Source organism: Wolbachia endosymbiont of Drosophila baimaii (assembly GCF_028982185.1).
Lineage (GTDB): Bacteria > Pseudomonadota > Alphaproteobacteria > Rickettsiales > Anaplasmataceae > Wolbachia > Wolbachia pipientis.
On the sequence record NZ_JAPQLE010000129.1, the window covers coordinates 1 to 16,810 of the forward strand.

Below are 16,810 nucleotides of genomic sequence, written 5' to 3' on the forward strand. Positions count from 1 at the left end.
TTCCATTTGGTTCAAACTCGGATACAATTTCCCCAGAGCTGGGTAATCTCATACCAGAACCATCTGCTGCAATAAGTCTATAGCCTCTCCAACTCAGGTTCATCCTGATAGGCTGTTTGGATGCTTAAATTCTTGAAAGCCTGTATGGCAAATCTTATACCTTGCTTTAGAAAAAGCTTGCTTTGAGGGTACATGTCAGTGGCTCCATAAGTTCACATTCTATTCCCAAACTTTTTTTAACTAACTTTAAAATCATAGAAAATACTGTCGAAAAAGGAAGTTTTCTTGTTCGTGTAAAACTCAACACAATGGATTTTCTGAAAAGTTTTCGAGTATATTATATTTTTAATTTGTAGAATAAGGTTTTTTCCTTTTTGCATATTTCACCTAAAAAGGACACATTTTAGACTTCTTTGTTGAAATAAAACAGAAACAAAAGTGCTGTCCCTTGCACTCTTTGGATAATTTAATGATAAAAAATTTGGAGAGAAATTTTATACACAATCTCTGACATTTTTCCTTAAGTTGACGCCATTGCCTGAACGGATACAACTTAATTTTTAATCTGCAGGAGTCAAGCTGAGAATGTCCAATTTTCCACTTTCTTTATAGCATAACATACTTCAGCGCCTCTTGCTCCTCTTGAAGTCCAATGGGCTCACCACTTATGTGTAAATTAATCGTTAATGTTGTACACGTTCTTTTCTTTTTCTACTCTCTCTTGCTCTTCAATACAATATATAGCAAGCGGATTAGCTTTAAGTCTTTCGACTCCTATTTCTTCTCCTGTTCCATCGCAGTAACCATAAGTGCCTAATTTTATTTTTTCTAACGCCTCCTTAATTTTTTCTTTTCTATCTTTTCGACGCTTGATTAATTCCTCGTTTCCACTATCTTCATCAGAATAGTATGTATCAATACTATTATCTTCTAGTTCTTGTTTCTCTAACTCAGCGAGTATTGATTGTAACTTTAAGCTGAAGTATTCCAGTTGTTTTACGCTCATATATTCTTCATCTTCTGAAGGAGTGTAATCTTCTGGTGACTTTATTTTTGGTAACTTTTCCATAATTGCATTATCAAAAAAATAATAAAACCTATATAATTTATGAACAAAAAATTATACTGCCTCAAAGTAAACACTATAATTTATAATAAACATTTAAAAGCCTAGTATGATCGACTCAGTAAAAAAATTAGTAATAGATGATAAGAACTTTACCTATATAGTATGTATTTTTATCATAATGTTAAGTTTATCTTCATTTACACTTAAAAACAACAATAAACAAGAAGTTATGTTAACATTAACATGGATATGTGCTACATTTGTTTTGCAGATTTCTACAAATAATTTGTTTACATCTGATTATCATGATGGAATATTAGAGCAAATCTTTGTACAGCCACTCTCTTCTAGGCTTATAGTTGCTTATAAAATTTTCGCTCACTGGTTATTATTTGGGTTACCAATTTCAGTAATTTCTTCCATATTCAGCTTTGCAATTCTAGGCAATAGTATTGAACACTCAATAGCAGTTGGAGTGTCTTTATTATTTAATACGCTGATAATCATTAATATTTCAGCTACTGGAAATGCATTGATGATTGGTCGAAACAACTTAGCATCAGGAGTATCGCAAATTCTTGTTTTGCCAATGATAATGCCAACCTTTGTGTATTTTAAAATGCTAACTCAATTTGAAAATTTATCCTTGAATATTTATACACTACTAATCACCATCTTAGTTTTTGTTATTTTGATTGTTAACAGCACCATAACTACTCACATGGCACTAAAATTTGCTGTGGAACAGGATTGAAAAATCTTACTGTTATTCAGTAGACTTCTTGCATAACCTAGAAAAAAGGCAAATAGTTATTATAGATTTAGGTTTATCGACAATTTGAAAAACCTTCATTCCGGCATCCTTCCCTGTCATCCAAGTAGCCCTTCGTTGTCATCCCAGTGTCAAAAACTGGGATAACAGCTAACCTGACAACCGTCATCCCGCTACTTGTTAGCGGCTAAGAGATACCGTGACGGTATGACGGTTCGCGGTGGCATGACGATAAGCCTCATCATCTCGCTACGTGTTAGCGCCGCGGCGGTATGACGATTCGCAGCGGCATGACGAGAAAGGGGCTACTTGAATGATACCTTTTTTCTACTTAGTTTGGGTTATGCAAGAAGTCTATTCCTTCATAAGGAGAAGTAGTTAAAGGAATTTACTCTATTTCTCCCTCTTTTTTTATTATTTTTAATCTATAGTTAACGTAAAAGAGATATGCAAAAACTCTATTGATCCATAGTCTGCAAATTATTAATAACACTTACTTTAAAGAACCTCACTTTACGCTGATCTTTGAGCGCTCTTCTGTGGTATTTTGTAAGAGTATAACTTGTGAAATCGTCTTCCCTATAGATTAAAGAGTTACACTGCTTTATATGTGATGCTATCCACTCTGCATAGTCCTGATGATCGGTTGCAATGAATATTTCCCCTGTTATAAGTATTTTTTTTGCTAATAAATTTAAAAATTCCGTATTAATTAATCGTCTTTTACTGTGACTTCTTTTTGGCCATGGATCTGGAAAGAGAATAAAGAATCTTTCAACACTGTTATCAGGAAAATTTGCAATCAATTCTCTTGCATCTTCTGTCCACATTAAAATATTTTTTATGTTCTGTATTTCTATGTTTGTCAGCAAGCGAGAAACCCCCTTTAAGTAGGGCTCACATCCTATAAATAACAGATCAGGTTCATTGAGCACCTGGTAAAGCATATTTTCACCGTTGCCAAAGCCTATTTCTACCCATATTCTTTTTTGTGAATTTACAATTTTCTCTATAGATTCCTTGCTGTTTTGAATAGAATATTTTTCCAATATTTCATCAACATCAGGTTTTAGCCTGGACCTTCTGGAGAACGATCTAATCCACTTGCTATTCTTAAATAGCATATTCTTGATACATATATAATTTTCTCACTATATTTTATATAGCTTAAACAATTCTCGAAATGAGTTAATGAAAAATTACTTGTCAATAATTGTTAATATTATATAATATATGAGTTCTAATAAAGTTTAAGTTAAAGGTATGAATAATAATAATCCAGTCGTAAATCTACCGGTTACTATCAGAAAGCTATCATCAAACAAATTTATAGAAGAGATATGTCAAGGCCAATTTGAGGATCAAGATAATACCTTGTTTGAAGATTCTTTTGTTAACAAAATTAAAGAAGGAGATGTGGTAGAAGGTGTAATTACAAGAATAAACCCTAACGACGTTGTGGTTGATATTGGTTTAAAATCTGACGGGAGAATTCTGATCAAGGAACTCGGTTGTAATGATGAGGTCATTATTGGCTCGAAAATCAGAGTTTATGTGGAAAGAATTGAAGATTATCATGGTAATGTTGTTCTTAGTCGTGAAAAAGCAATTAGGGACGAAAAATGGAATAAGTTGGAAGAAGATACAGTTACAAGGGCTGAAGTAAGCGGAGTTATTAAACGCTCAATTAAATGTGGCTTTATTGTTGATCTTGGTGACGGAATAAGCGCTTTTTTACCGCTGAGTCATGTGGATTTGAAGCAAGTAAAAGATGCGAAGCACCTTATTGAAACTGAACAAAAGTTCATCGTGCTTAAAATGGATAAGAAGCAGGGCAATATTGTAGTATCAAGAAAGCTGGTGTTAGAAAAATTGCACGCTGGTGAAAAAATTAAATTTTTAGAATCTTTAAATGAGGGCGATATAATAGAAGGGAAAATAAAAAGTATCACTCATTACGGTGTATTTGTCGGTATTCATGAATCAGATGTAGTGGGAGTTATAGATGGATTGTTACATATTACAGATATCTCTTGGAGTAGGGTAAGTCATCCGTCTGCAGTTTTTACTTGTGGTCAGACTATAAAAGTTAAAATTATAAAAATAGACAAGGAAAATGCTAAAATTTCCTTGGGTGTGAAGCAGCTAGAAGATAGCCCTTGGCAAGATGCAGAGTCAAAATATCCAGTTGATAGTGTGCATAAGGGTTATGTAACAAGCATAGAAGATTATGGATTATTTGTTGAGCTTAGACCTGGAATTGAAGGTTTAGTGCACTCGTCAGAAATAACTTGGGTTAAGAGTAATTTACCAGTTAGTAGTCTCGTAACAAGGGGACAAGAAGTATATGTAAAAATTCTCAGTATTGACATTGCTAAGAGTAGGATGAGTTTAAGCATGAAAAGGTGTGTAGACAACCCTTGGCAAGTATTTATCAATAAATATCCTCCTGGTTCTATTGTTTCTGGTGAAGTGAAGAGTAATACCGGCTCATATGTATCTGTTGCTTTCGGTGATTCTGAAATAGATGAGAACGTAGAAGGGACAATATATGTGAAAGATTTTAGTTGGTCTAAAAATGGTTCAGATGAGATAAAGAAGTATAATGTAGGTGATAAAATAGAAGCAAAAGTAATAAGGGCTAACGTGAATCGGGCAAGAATTTATCTTGGAATAAAACAAATAGAGTATGATCCTCTTGAAGAACTGATAAAGAAAGTTAAGGTAGGTGATAAAATACAGGTTATTGTAGGTAAGAGAGAAGATAATGGACTAGTCGTTGAAGTTGAGAACGATGTAACCCTTCTAATAGATCAAGAGCATTTACCAGAGAGTAAAAAATTCTCTATATCAGAAAAAATAGAAGTTGAAGTATTGGGTGTTGAAGAATATAACATAGCATTATCTGCTAAGTGATAAGGTTTACTTATTTTGGCTTCATATAAATGGCAACAAAGTCTGATATAATAGCGAGGGTAGCAAAAAGACATCCTTTTTTAGATAAGATTGTTATAGCAGCTATAGTTGATAGATTTTTTGGGATACTTTCAAGCACATTGAAACATCATAATAGAGTTGAAATTAGGGGGTTTGGTTCTTTTTCAGTTAGAAGTTATAACTTGAAAGAAACAAGCCATCTAATGTTACAGAAGTTTACAAAGAATCAATACTTTAAAACATATTTTCGTAGCAGTAAAAAATTATCTGATTTGATAAATGAATAAAAATTTATACCATAAATAAGATGAAAGTAGGGGTTTGAGTTTATACTGTACGATAGAAATTTTTAGCACCATATGCAAGTAGTAGAAATAGTTATACGTAATAACACATATAAAATATCTTGCGAAAGTGGGAAGGGGAATCATTTATTACGCCTTGCTAATAGTTTTGACAAGTTAGTTAGTTCTGTATCTCAAAAAACTGGAGGTAAGGGTTCGGATGCATTAAATTTCTTACTTGCAGCACTAATTCTTGAGGATAAAATTTTAGAATTAACAAAGCGATTAGATGAAGTAAATCAAGAGCGCGAAAAGTATAGAAACGAGAAAAGAATAGAATATACTGAGGTACTAGATAAGGTAAATAAGATTATCACTAATCTTGAGTGCATAAAGGATTAGCTTCAATAAAGCAAGCAATTAAATTGACTATCTGACTATTCAAGCTAGGAGGGAGGTTTGTCTTACGAGTTATGTAACAATATAATTCGTAATCATCAAGATCAACTATTTTTTCGTATTCGATTAGTTCGCTTAAGGAAAATTTATCAAGATATTTCAATGCGAAATGCCCTAAAAGTATATCGGTTTCTTTGCAACCCCTATGCCAGCTTCTATATATTAATTTTCTTCTGAGTAGTGAGGTATCTGTCATTACAATTAAACTTTTTTTAATTTAAAAGTTAAACTAAATACTTGTCAAGCGAGGCGCATTTTAATATACTTAACATTTTGTTAAGATCTAAATATACAGGTGGAATTAATTTCTAATCTTATCCATCAATTTAGCGATGGAATATATTATTTTTTATCATTTTCTTTAGTAATTTCTGTCATAGTATTCGTGCATGAATATGGGCATTATGTTGTTGCCAAAGCATGCAAAGTTAAAGTTGAATCTTTTTCTATAGGCTTTGGCCCTGAAATTTTTGGTTTTAACGATAAGTCTGGAACTAGATGGAAATTAAGCGCTGTTCCATTGGGTGGTTATGTTAAAATGCTAGGAGATACTAATGCAGCGAGTGTTCCAGCTGATCAACAAGAATTAACGGAAGAAGAAAAGTTGTATTCATTTCATACAAAACCGCGGTATAAAAAAGCAGCAGTGGTTTTTGCAGGACCTTTTGCAAATATGATACTCGCTGTTATAGCTTTTACAATATTTTTTAGCACGGCAGGTTATTACCACACTCCACCGGTGATTAGGGATGTAATTGGAGGAAGTGCAGCCAAACAAGCTGGCCTATTACCAGGTGACACTATTACACAAATCAATGAGCATAAAATAAAATACTTTGAAGATATTTCACGTGTGATAATGTCGAATCCTAAAACAAGAATGGAGATTGAGTATAGCAGAAATAATGAGAAGCACAGGACCAGTTTAACTCCATTAATAATCAAGGACAAAGACGTTTTTGGCAACACAATAGAAAGAGAAACTATAGGGATTATTTCAGTCAATACATTAAAGCAGTCGTCTTTTCTTGGGGCTGTGAGCTTATCAGTAAGTGAAACTTACCACACTATGTGCTTAACGATCAAAGCTCTCTTTCAAATTATTGTTGGTAAAAGGAGTATCAATGAAATAGGTGGGCCAATAAAAATCGCAAAGTATTCAGGGCAATCAGCTAAAAAGGGATTTATTACGTTTGTGTATTTCATGGCAATGATTTCAACTAGTTTAGCTGCGATTAACTTGCTACCAATTTCACCATTGGATGGTGGGCATTTATTTCGTTGTATTATAGAAGCAGTTATACGTAGAGATTTAAGTTTGAAATATCAAAAATATGAGGCTACCTTTGGTGCTTTCATTTTGTTCTTGCTGATGACAATTGCAATTTCGAATGATATTAGGAGTCTTTTTTAAAATAAATATGAAAAAGCTACTTTACATATTATTAATAGTAATTTTTCCTGCTTTACTTATTGCTTTAGAAAATAAGGAAAAAATGCAGATAAAAGATATCAAATATATTGGTAATGAGCGTGTAAGCAATCAAACAATAGGTTTTTATATAAAATTGGAACCTGGTAATTATGTAAACGACGATGATATAGATTCGATTATAAAAGGTTTATATAAAACAAAGCTATTTGCTAGTGTTAATGCTTACATAGATGATAAAAAAAATTTAGTAGTAAAAATTCAAGAAAATCCACTAATTAACAAGATAATATTAAAGGGTAATAAATTATTTAACAGCAAAGAGCTGCTAAATAATGTAATTCAGTCAAAATCGCTAACTATTTTCACTGAAACAAAATTGCAAAACGATTTAATGAATTTAATCACTACTTATAGAAATAACGGTAAGGTTGGCGTTAAAATTGAATATGAGTTGGAGAAGCTCGATAGTAATAGGGTCAATCTAATTTTCAAAATAAAAGAAGGCAAAACCTCTAAAATTAAGGATATAAGATTTATAGGCAATAAAAACTTTTCTGAAAATGAGCTAGAGCAAGTTATTAAAAGACATAGTAATGACATATTTAGTAAGTTATTTAGAGCCATTTTTAAAGGCGAAAATCATTATTCACCGCAATATCTATTGATTAACACAGAATTGCTCGATTGTTTTTATTCGTCTAAGGGATATATTCAAAATAATATTCAACCAATTGTTGAGGTTGATAATAACAATCAAACAGAGTTAACTTTTTTGATTGACGAAGGACAGCAGTATTTGTTTGGAAGTAATGAGGTTAATATTGAAACTGAAATTCAGGATTTGAGCCTAAAAGAAGAAATATTGGATTTTATAACAGAGGAAAACGATAAGATATTTAATAGAGTTAAAATTAATAATACAGTAGAAAAAATAAACAAATATTTAAACGAGAAAGGATATATATTTGCAAAAGTTAATCCAGAGTATGCACAACGTGACAACGTTGTAGATGTAACCTACAGAGTGCTGCCGGGTAAAAAGATTTATATAAATCAAATTACAATTGATGGTAACGATCGCACTTTAGATAAAGTGATCAGAAGTAAGCTAAGTGTAGCAGAAGGTGATGCGTACAATATATCTGAGATTCAAAAGTCACGTAAAAAACTAATGAGTAGTGATTTTTTTGAAACAGTGAAAGTAAATAGTTACGCAGTTAATGACAATACAGTAAATCTTGACTTAAATGTTAAAGAAAAAAACACTACTTCGTTGTATTTGGGAGGCGGTGTGTCTCTTCCTGGTGGAGCATTGATTAAAATTGACCTCAAAGACCGTAATTTATTTGGTACTGGAAAAGAGCTCTCTTTTGCTCTTGAAAAAAGTCAATACGTATTTTCTACTGATTTAGAGTTTGTTGAAAATAATTTTAATGATTCTGATACGTCACTAGGTGTAGACGTATTTTACGAAAAACAAGATAAGCCAAACACTACTTTTGATAGTTGCGATATGGGATTTTTTACAAAGTTATCATATAAAGTCACAGAGAACTTAACTAATTCCCTTCGCTATTCCTATAAGTATAATCATATACACATGGATAATAAGGGTGGACAAGACACCGATATCTCTGAAATAATACTGGACCGAAAAGGTGAACATCAGATTTCATCAGTGGGATACACGTTGGCATATAATAAACTGGATAACCTCTATACTCCAAAAGAAGGGTATTTACTGCGCTTAAGTCAGGATATTTCAGGATTGGGAGGAAACGTGAATTTCCTAAAATCTGAATTCTTATCTTTTTATACGCACCCTATATTAAGCAAAATTGACGATGATATAACGCTACGCTTTAAGATGGCGGCAGGTCATATTTTTTCTTATACTGATGAAAATCTAAACATTGGCCAGCACTTTTTTAAAGGGGGTAATGAGATTAGAGGGTTTGACCTTTCCGGTATTGGACCAAGAGCAGAAGACAAAAATAAAAGCTCATTAGGAGGCAAAACTTATTTTAATCTAACACAGCAAGTGGATTTTCCTCTACCAAAACTATATGACTATGCTGGTATCAAAGGCTCACTATTTGTTGACTATGCAACACTTTTTAGCTTAGATGATAAAAATAAGAAGTATGAAGGGAAATACTACGATAGCAAGCTTGTGAGAGTGTCACCAGGTTTTGGCTTTTCAATGCTTTCTCCTTTTGGTAGACTTAGATTGGATTTCGGGTTTCCTTTAGTAAAGGAATCTTATGATATAATACCATCACCAAATGTTAAATTTTCTATTGAAGCGGGGATTTGAATGAAATATATACAGTTATTTATATCAGTTATTGCCTTAATTATTTCCTTATTTGTGGGGTATAAGTTTGTAGGATATCAACCTCAGAACACAAAGGCTGCCATTATTGATAGTGACAAAGTCATCAATGAATCTCTTGCTCTGCAAAATATACAACAACAAATAAAGGAGCAGAATTCTAGATTACAACAAGAATTTGAAAATGAGTTAGAAAAACTTAAGCCATCAAAAGAAGAATTTGAACTTTTGTCAGAAGAAGCAAAAAAGGAAAAGACAGGACAATTTAATAAGCACACTGTAAATGTTAGAGATAATTACGCTAAAAAAATGTTACATTTAGAAGAAAGTTATAGAGATGCAGTAGAGAGTGTTTTTAACAAGATAAAAGAAGTCGCTAAAAAAACGGCAGAAAAAAACAACATAGATTTGGTACTATTTATTTCAAAAAAGAACCAAGTTTTATACTCCATGGATGAAGTCGATTTATCAGATGTGGTATTAAACAATATAAACAAGGAAATACCTGAATTTGCTTTAAAAGGCATTGAGTAGACTTATGCAATTTAATATCAGTGATATTATAAAAATATTGCCACATTCTTATCCGTTTCTCTTAGTAGATAGAGTTATAGAGTGTGATCCTGGTAAAAGTATAAAAGCAATCAAAAATGTGACTTTCAATGAGCCATTTTTTATTGGCCATTTCCCTGGTCATCCGATAATGCCAGGAGTCTTGATAATTGAATCTCTAGCTCAGGCATCTGCTATATGTGTTCTAGGTAAAGAAACAATAGAAAATAAAGTTGTTTACTTGAGATCCATTGAAAATGCAAAATTCAGAAAGCCAGTTACTCCAGGGGACACATTGATTCTTCAAGCTAACATTCAAAGTGTGTGTTTAGGTGTACACAAATTTAGGTGTATTGCATCTGTTAGCGAAGAAAAAGTTGCAGAAGCAACAATCTCAGCAGTATTGCAAAATAAATAAAATCTTCATCTGTAAGAAACAGCATGTACACTGTATAGTATAGCAATGAAGCTGAATTTCAAAATCTCATTTTCGAATCTATATACTCGTGATGGATTAATAAAATTAGATGAGACATTTTTGAATTATATCAAATCATGTGATGAGAGCTTGTTTTATTCATTAATTGAAGCAAGAGAAAAAGCAGCTTCTTCTTTGATGTCATCCCAGTGTCATCTCCCATCATCCCAGTGTCACCCCCCGTCATCCCAGTGCTTGACACTGGGATCTAGAAAACAAGAAGGACGGTCAAGTACTTGGATGACAGATAGTCAGTTAATAATAGACCTCTCATATTTACTTGATGAATTTATTGCAAAACTTTTCAATATTGAAAAAGAAATAGAGGAGCTAAAGAAAAAGCACAACGACTTTGCTGTAGTATATAAGTGCAAAAGATTATTTGTCCAACGCTACGCATTAAAGAAATACACTAATGTGGCGAATATAGATATTACTAACAAACTAAGTCATTTTTTCACTTTGCCAACAACAGAAAAAAATTTTGCCGAGCAGGTGATGCATTGGTTTGAAAATAAAGAGGATCACAAAGAGGAAATAGAACTTGCGGCACAATATGCAGTGTGGAGAGTAAAAAATAAACAGAGTATATTATTCAGTATTCATAAAAAATTTGACCACGAAAATCTCATACCATTTTCTAAAAAAGAAGTAGACAAAGTTGAAGTGCTGTATTCAAATGAAGTAAAAAGACGATATGGCTTTGATCTAACAAGCAAAAAGGTAAGTTTGAATAAAGCACTAGATAATGCTCACTACTGCATATTTTGTCATAAGCAAAGTAAGGATAGCTGCTCAAAGGGGCTAATTAATGATGACAATACTTTCAAAAAGTCTCCACTTAGAGTTGAACTGCACGGCTGCCCACTAGAGCAGAAAATATCAGAAATGAATCTGGTGAAAAGCGAAGGGTACAGCATAGCAAGTCTTGCAATTGTGATGATAGATAACCCATTATGTGCAGCCACTGGGCACAGAATATGCAATGACTGCATGAATTCGTGCATATATCAAAAACAAGAACCCGTAAATGTGCCAGCAATTGAAACAAGGATTCTGGATGATGTGCTCAGTTTACCGTACGGATTTGAAATATATTCTCTGCTCAGCCGTTGGAATCCTTTAAATTTTCAGCGTTCATTGCCAAGAGAAAACACCGGAAAAAACATTCTAATTGTAGGCCTTGGTCCTGCTGGTTTTAATTTAGCTCATCATTTGTTGAACGATGGGCATAACGTTATCACCATTGATGGACTAAAGATTGAACCTTTGATCGATAATTTCCAGCTAATTAAAGATTTCAAACACGAAAAATTGAGTGAACGCACGGCAGGAGGGTTTGGTGGGGTGGCAGAATATGGTATTACTTCTCGGTGGGATAAGAATTACTTAAAGATTATTAGATTACTGCTGGAAAGACGTGAGCATTTCGCACTTTATGGAGGCATTCGTTTTGGTGGTACGATTAATGTTGATGATGCGTTCAACTTGGGTTTTGATCACATCGCCCTAGCACTTGGCTCTGGTAAGCCACGAATGATCAAAATAAAAAACATACTAGCTCGTGGAGTACGCATGGCATCTGATTTTTTGATGTCGTTACAACTGACTGGCGCTCTTAAATTTGATTCTATAGCAAATCTGCAAGTTCGTATGCCGATAGTTGTCATAGGGGCGGGGCTTACTGCGATTGACACTGCCACTGAAGCTTTAGCGTATTATCCAATTCAAGTAGAAAAATTTCTTCTTCGTTATGAGATATTAGTTGATAAGTATGGAAAGGACTGTGTTGAAAAAGATTGGACAGAGGAAGAACACAAAATTGCAAATGAGCTCATATCGCACGCAAAGTTGATCCAAGCAGAGCAAGAGTTAGCAAAAAAAGAGAGTAGAGAAATAAAAATATTAGAGTTAATGCAGAGTCTTGGGGGAGTGAAAGTTGTATATAGAAAAGAGCTGAAAGACTCGCCAAGTTATCGATTAAATAGCGAAGAGGTGCAAAACGCATTATCAGAAGGGATTTACTTTATTGAAAACTTAGAGCCAGTTGAAGTTGTGACAGATAAATATAACCATGCTGAGTCAATAAAACTGATAGACACAAAATCCGGCGAAATCAAATGTATAAAAGCACGTTCTATTTTTATAGCAGCAGGTACTGAGCCAAATACAGTTATTGCAACAGAAGATAAAAAGCATTTTAAATTAAGTAATGGGTATTTTACTCATTTGAATTCATCAGGAAAAGAAATAGACCCAATATTTTCTCCTAAAATGCCAAATAAAGATAGAATATTAGTGTATAAGCAAGGCAATAAAACAATCAGCTTTTTTGGTGATCTTCACCCTTCGTATAGTGGCAGCGTCGTGAAAGCTATGGCAAGTGCTAAGAACGGCTACCCTATTATTTCTCAGCTTTTGAGTGGAGTTAATAGCTTCGTTTCTGTCATTCCAGTGTGTGATGTTGTGGGCCAGAAAAAAAATGCGTGGTCAAGTGTTGAAGATCTGGCTAATAAAGAATTATTTAATAGAATCAAAGAGCAATTCACTGCAAAGGTTATAAAAGTTCAATATTTAACAGACAAAGTTGTGGAAATAGTGATCAAAGCACCACTTGCGGCAAAGAATTTTAAGCCTGGGCAATTCTTTAGATTGCAAAATTTTGAAACCAATGGCAGAAAAGCCAATAATACAAACCTTGCTATGGAAGGTATAGCCGTAACCGGCACTGAAGTAGACAAAAAAAAAGGAATTATTTCCACTATTGTGCTGGAAATCGGCGGCTCCACTAATTTATGCAGACACTTAAGAGAAGGCGAGCAAATAATTCTTATGGGCCCAACTGGCAGACCTACTGAGGTTTACTAAGTCTCAATATTAAAGTGATGCCAAATTTTATTTCAAAAAGTAAATAATTTACTAACGCTCGTGCACAAATTAAAAATAAATTATGCACGAGTGTAGCGTTATGAATTAGGAGTGCTATATTAAAGCTTACCTCACTATTAAAGCTATCGGTCAGATTAGATTAAAAACCTAATCTGACCGGTTTCTCTATAACCCTCTAAACTCTGATATAATTATATGATAATTAGTTTAATTAGTGGTTAATATGCAAATTGATTTTATTCATATATTGAGATAGCATAAACCATATTGGTTTTAATTATTGTGCAACTTTATAAATCGTCACTGTTACTTCTACTGACTGTATTAATAGTTATAGTCCTAAAATTACCTGAAAATTTGAGCATTGCAGTAAATTGGTCTCTCCCAATTCTAGATTTTGATTTATCTTTTCGTACCATACTAATATCTTTTTTATCAGTTGCATTTTTAGCTGTTCTACCAGCACAAAATTTGACTTTTTCAGAGATGCTATCTTTTGCTGCTTACACTATTAGTTCACTTTATGCAGTTTTATCTGAACGTATGATATTGGTTATAATATTCTGTGAATTAATGACCGTCAGTGCATTTTTTACTATCGCAGCTGGCTGTAGAGATAGTGAACCTGCAATAAGGTACGCTTGTGTACACTTTTTCGTTGGAGTTATATTAATAGCAGGATTGGCACTTCAAAGCACTAACCTGATAATTTTGGGTTTATTGATAAACTGCGCTTGTTTTCCTTTTTCATTTTGGGTTGTTGATACATATCCTGCTGCATCGCTACATGGCACCACATATCTCTCTTTATTTACCACTAAAGTCTCTTTTTTAGTGATGATTTTACACACTTATAACCTATGGCAAGATTGTACTGAAATATTAGCGCTTGTAGGCGCCATCACTGCAATTTACAGCATTATATTTGCTTCTCTTGAGCAAAATATTCGCAGATTTTTATGCTATAACGTTGTAGGACAAATGGGCTTGCTGATTATTGCAGGAAGTTTGCTCAGTCCTTCGGAAAAAGCAATACCAATTTTGATACTGCATATAATCTTCTCTCTTGTTTATCAATCATTATTGTTTGTGGTCAGTAATTCGATTATTTCACAAACAAAAACAATTAGTTTTAGTGGAGTGGGTAAACTGATGTCAGTGGAAGGCATGTGTGCTATAATCGCAATACTTACAATGGCTGCATTTCCTGGAACCGTTGGATTTATCAGTAAATCATATATCACAGCTGAAATTGAAATGAACACTGTTGCCTTAAAAGGGTATAAAAATTTATATAAGCTTCTAAATTTGCTGCTTCATTTAAGCGTGGGGCTAAAGTTTCTTTATTACTTATTTATTGCAAAAAGTAAGTCAAAACCTTTAGCAGAGAGAGGAGGCAAAATGACTATGATTATTTTAGCATTTATATGCGTAATCGCTGGCAATCCTTACTTACCTATTTACAATAAACCTTCGATTTTCGATTTTGTGTACAACACAAAAAATATTTTGTCGCAATTTAATTTGTTACTATGTACCACTTTATTGTTTATTCCTTTACGCAAGTTATTTTACCCGAGAGTAAATTTTAAAATGGATGTTGATTGGATTTTTAGAACTTTCATATCCTATATTGTCTTGTTGTTCAATCAGTTAGTCTATAAAACTAGAGAAATGTTTGCCAGCGTAGTGCAAAACTTGACTAATCCACTTACTGGTTTATACTTTAATAATATTACTAAACTTAAAGAAGTGCTGGGTTATAACTCAGTGAGTTTTGTTTCAGCTTCTTCTCTCTTTTTAATGAGTATTCTACTAATGCTATTATGTTTAAATCGTTAACTGAAAGTTTAAATTCTGTATTTAGTAAACTGAGAGGAAAGTCAATCATTTCTGAAGATGATTTTAATCTTGCCATGCGTGAAATACGCATAGCCTTAATTGAAGCTGACGTTTCACTTGAAGTTGCAAAAAAATTCATCAACGACATTAAAGATAAAGTGATTGGGGAAAAAGTCATAAAAAGTGTTTCTCCAGCACAAATGATAATTAAAATTGTACAGGATAATTTAGTTGCAGTTCTCGGATCAGAGAAAAGTGACTTAAATCTAGCAGTTAAACCCCCTGCTGTGATTATGATGGTGGGCTTACAAGGTGCAGGTAAAACAACTACCTCAGGAAAGCTTGCTTTAAAACTAAAAAAGCAAAAGAAAAAAGTGATGCTTGCCTCTTTAGACATTTATAGGCCTGCTGCCCAGAAACAACTTGAAGTGCTAGGTAAACAAATAGATGTGCAAACTTTACCTGTAGTAATAGATGAGAAGCCCATTACAATTACAAAAAGGGCACTGGCAGCAGCAAAGAACGATAATTATGATGTATTAATACTAGACACTGCAGGCAGGCTTCATATTGACAATAATATGATGAATGAGTTGAAAGCCGTAAAGGAAATAGCTTCACCTGCAGAAGTTATTTTAGTAGCCGACGCAATGATAGGCCAGGATGCGGTCAACATTGCCAAATCATTCAATGAGGTAATAGGTGTAACCGGCATTATTCTCACCCGTGTTGATGGTGATGCACGTGGTGGTGCTGCTCTTTCTATGAAAATGATCGCCGATTGTCCAATTAAATTTATTGCTTGTGGTGAAAAATTAAGTGACCTCGATGATTTTTATCCAGATAGAATTGCAAAAAGAATACTTAGCATGGGTGATGTTGTCTCATTGGTTGAAAAAGCTGCTGAGATTGTTGGTCAGGAAGAAATTGATAAGTTACAAAAGAAAGTGAAAAAAGGTAAATTCGACCTAAACGACCTAGTGGGAATGTTAAAAACTCTGAGTAAAATGGATGGCATTAGCAACATAATGAAATTCATTCCTAGTTCATTTACAAAAAAGCTAAGTAGCAGTGTGCCAGATGACAATAAAGTGAAAAAATATATAGCCATCATAAACTCAATGACTGAAAAAGAAAGGCAAAATCCAGATATTTTAAATGGCAAAAGAAGACTTAGAATTTCTAAGGGGTCCGGAACAACTGTAACTGACATTAATCTTCTAATTAAGCAGTATAATCAAATGAGCTCTATGGTAAATAAGTTCAGTAAAGTTGACCATAGTAAACTCAAAGAATCTGATTTGATGGATATGCTAAGCAGAAAGTAAGTCAGCAGGTAGTGAAATGAGACAAATCGTTAGTAAACCTTTAGCTATATCAAAAGCGGCTTAGGTCTCGCAAAAAAATTTACAGCTTCTTGCTAGCCAAGAAATTTATTATTAATTTTAGGAAATACTATAGCTAACCCAAGCAACACGTCATACCGCCGCGGTATCTCTAGATCCCGCTAACACGTAGCGGGATGACGAATTATAGCTCTTTCCATAAAAGTCCGGATGTGATAGGATAAGGATAGATGATGATAAGGAGGTTGAATGCCAGCAGCATATAGTTATGATTTAAGAAAAAAAGCAATGGAAGCGCTAGACGAAGGAGAAAGCAGAGAAGCAGTGGCAGCAAGATTTAAGATTGGACGAACTACTTTATGGGAGTGGCAGCAAAGAAGAAAAGAAACAGGAGACTTTCAATCAAAAAAAC

15 protein-coding genes and 1 pseudogene are annotated in these 16,810 nt (G+C 33.6%); 12 read left to right on the forward strand and 4 right to left on the reverse strand.

The features are described 5' to 3' along the window. Positions 1-380: pseudogene (locus OZD66_RS04600) on the reverse strand (IS4-like element ISWosp8 family transposase); the annotation flags it as partial. A gap of 296 nt (positions 381-676) precedes the next feature. Then, complete coding sequence (locus OZD66_RS04605; protein WP_010963040.1) at positions 677-1,069, reverse strand: TraR/DksA family transcriptional regulator; 393 nt, start codon at positions 1,067-1,069, stop codon at positions 677-679. Positions 1,070-1,175: 106 nt separating this feature from the next. Between OZD66_RS04605 and OZD66_RS04610 the strand changes: the two genes are divergently transcribed. Further along, complete coding sequence (locus tag OZD66_RS04610; protein ID WP_151808123.1) at positions 1,176-1,823, forward strand: heme exporter protein CcmB; 648 nt, start codon at positions 1,176-1,178, stop codon at positions 1,821-1,823. A 476-nt stretch (positions 1,824-2,299) separates the two neighbouring features. On the opposite strand, the gene trmB is transcribed toward OZD66_RS04610, so the two are convergent. Beyond that, on the reverse strand, positions 2,300-2,965 hold the full coding sequence (gene trmB, locus OZD66_RS04615; protein ID WP_182367594.1) for a tRNA (guanosine(46)-N7)-methyltransferase TrmB: 666 nt from the start codon (positions 2,963-2,965) through the stop codon (positions 2,300-2,302). A gap of 139 nt (positions 2,966-3,104) precedes the next feature. On the opposite strand from trmB, the gene OZD66_RS04620 reads away from it, so the two are divergent. The 3 genes from OZD66_RS04620 (at position 3,105) to OZD66_RS04630 (ending at position 5,464) form a co-directional block, all read left to right on the forward strand. Then, positions 3,105-4,757 carry a 30S ribosomal protein S1 gene (locus OZD66_RS04620; RefSeq protein WP_182367591.1) on the forward strand — a complete coding sequence of 551 codons (1,653 nt, stop codon included), beginning with the start codon at positions 3,105-3,107 and terminating at the stop codon, positions 4,755-4,757. Between the two features lie 29 nt (positions 4,758-4,786). Further along, positions 4,787-5,065 (forward strand): HU family DNA-binding protein, encoded by a 279-nt coding sequence (locus OZD66_RS04625; protein WP_010963035.1) that lies wholly within the window; start codon positions 4,787-4,789, stop codon positions 5,063-5,065. A gap of 72 nt (positions 5,066-5,137) precedes the next feature. After that, a complete protein-coding gene (locus OZD66_RS04630) occupies positions 5,138-5,464 on the forward strand; it encodes a cell division protein ZapA (protein WP_010082086.1) in 327 nt (108 codons plus the stop codon). Here OZD66_RS04630 and OZD66_RS04635 read toward each other — a convergent pair. Next, positions 5,439-5,717, reverse strand: a complete 279-nt coding sequence (locus tag OZD66_RS04635; RefSeq protein ID WP_182367588.1) for an FAD assembly factor SdhE — start codon at positions 5,715-5,717, stop codon at positions 5,439-5,441. The two genes, OZD66_RS04630 and OZD66_RS04635, sit on opposite strands and share 26 nt — an antisense overlap. A 99-nt stretch (positions 5,718-5,816) precedes the next feature. Between OZD66_RS04635 and rseP the strand changes: the two genes are divergently transcribed. From rseP to OZD66_RS04675, 8 genes are all read left to right on the forward strand, one after another. Next, positions 5,817-6,935, forward strand: a complete 1,119-nt coding sequence (gene rseP / locus OZD66_RS04640; protein WP_182367585.1) for an RIP metalloprotease RseP — start codon at positions 5,817-5,819, stop codon at positions 6,933-6,935. 7 nt (positions 6,936-6,942) lie between these two features. Beyond that, positions 6,943-9,273, forward strand: coding sequence for an outer membrane protein assembly factor BamA (gene bamA, locus OZD66_RS04645; RefSeq protein ID WP_182367581.1), 2,331 nt, complete (start codon positions 6,943-6,945; stop codon positions 9,271-9,273). Next, complete coding sequence (locus OZD66_RS04650) at positions 9,274-9,825, forward strand: OmpH family outer membrane protein (protein ID WP_182367578.1); 552 nt, start codon at positions 9,274-9,276, stop codon at positions 9,823-9,825. It begins immediately after the preceding gene. Between the two features lie 4 nt (positions 9,826-9,829). Next, complete coding sequence (gene fabZ / locus OZD66_RS04655; protein ID WP_006279640.1) at positions 9,830-10,261, forward strand: 3-hydroxyacyl-ACP dehydratase FabZ; 432 nt, start codon at positions 9,830-9,832, stop codon at positions 10,259-10,261. 45 nt (positions 10,262-10,306) lie between these two features. Continuing rightward, entirely contained in the window at positions 10,307-13,189 is a 2,883-nt protein-coding gene (locus OZD66_RS04660; RefSeq protein ID WP_275022357.1) for an FAD-dependent oxidoreductase, read from the forward strand. 303 nt (positions 13,190-13,492) lie between these two features. Then, positions 13,493-15,052 (forward strand): proton-conducting transporter transmembrane domain-containing protein, encoded by a 1,560-nt coding sequence (locus OZD66_RS04665; RefSeq protein WP_182367575.1) that lies wholly within the window; start codon positions 13,493-13,495, stop codon positions 15,050-15,052. Further along, positions 15,037-16,380, forward strand: a complete 1,344-nt coding sequence (gene ffh / locus OZD66_RS04670) for a signal recognition particle protein (protein WP_151808007.1) — start codon at positions 15,037-15,039, stop codon at positions 16,378-16,380. Before OZD66_RS04665 ends, ffh begins: the two co-directional genes overlap by 16 nt. A gap of 267 nt (positions 16,381-16,647) precedes the next feature. After that, a partial coding sequence (locus OZD66_RS04675; protein ID WP_275021924.1) for an IS630 transposase-related protein occupies positions 16,648-16,810 on the forward strand: 163 nt, incomplete at its 3' end.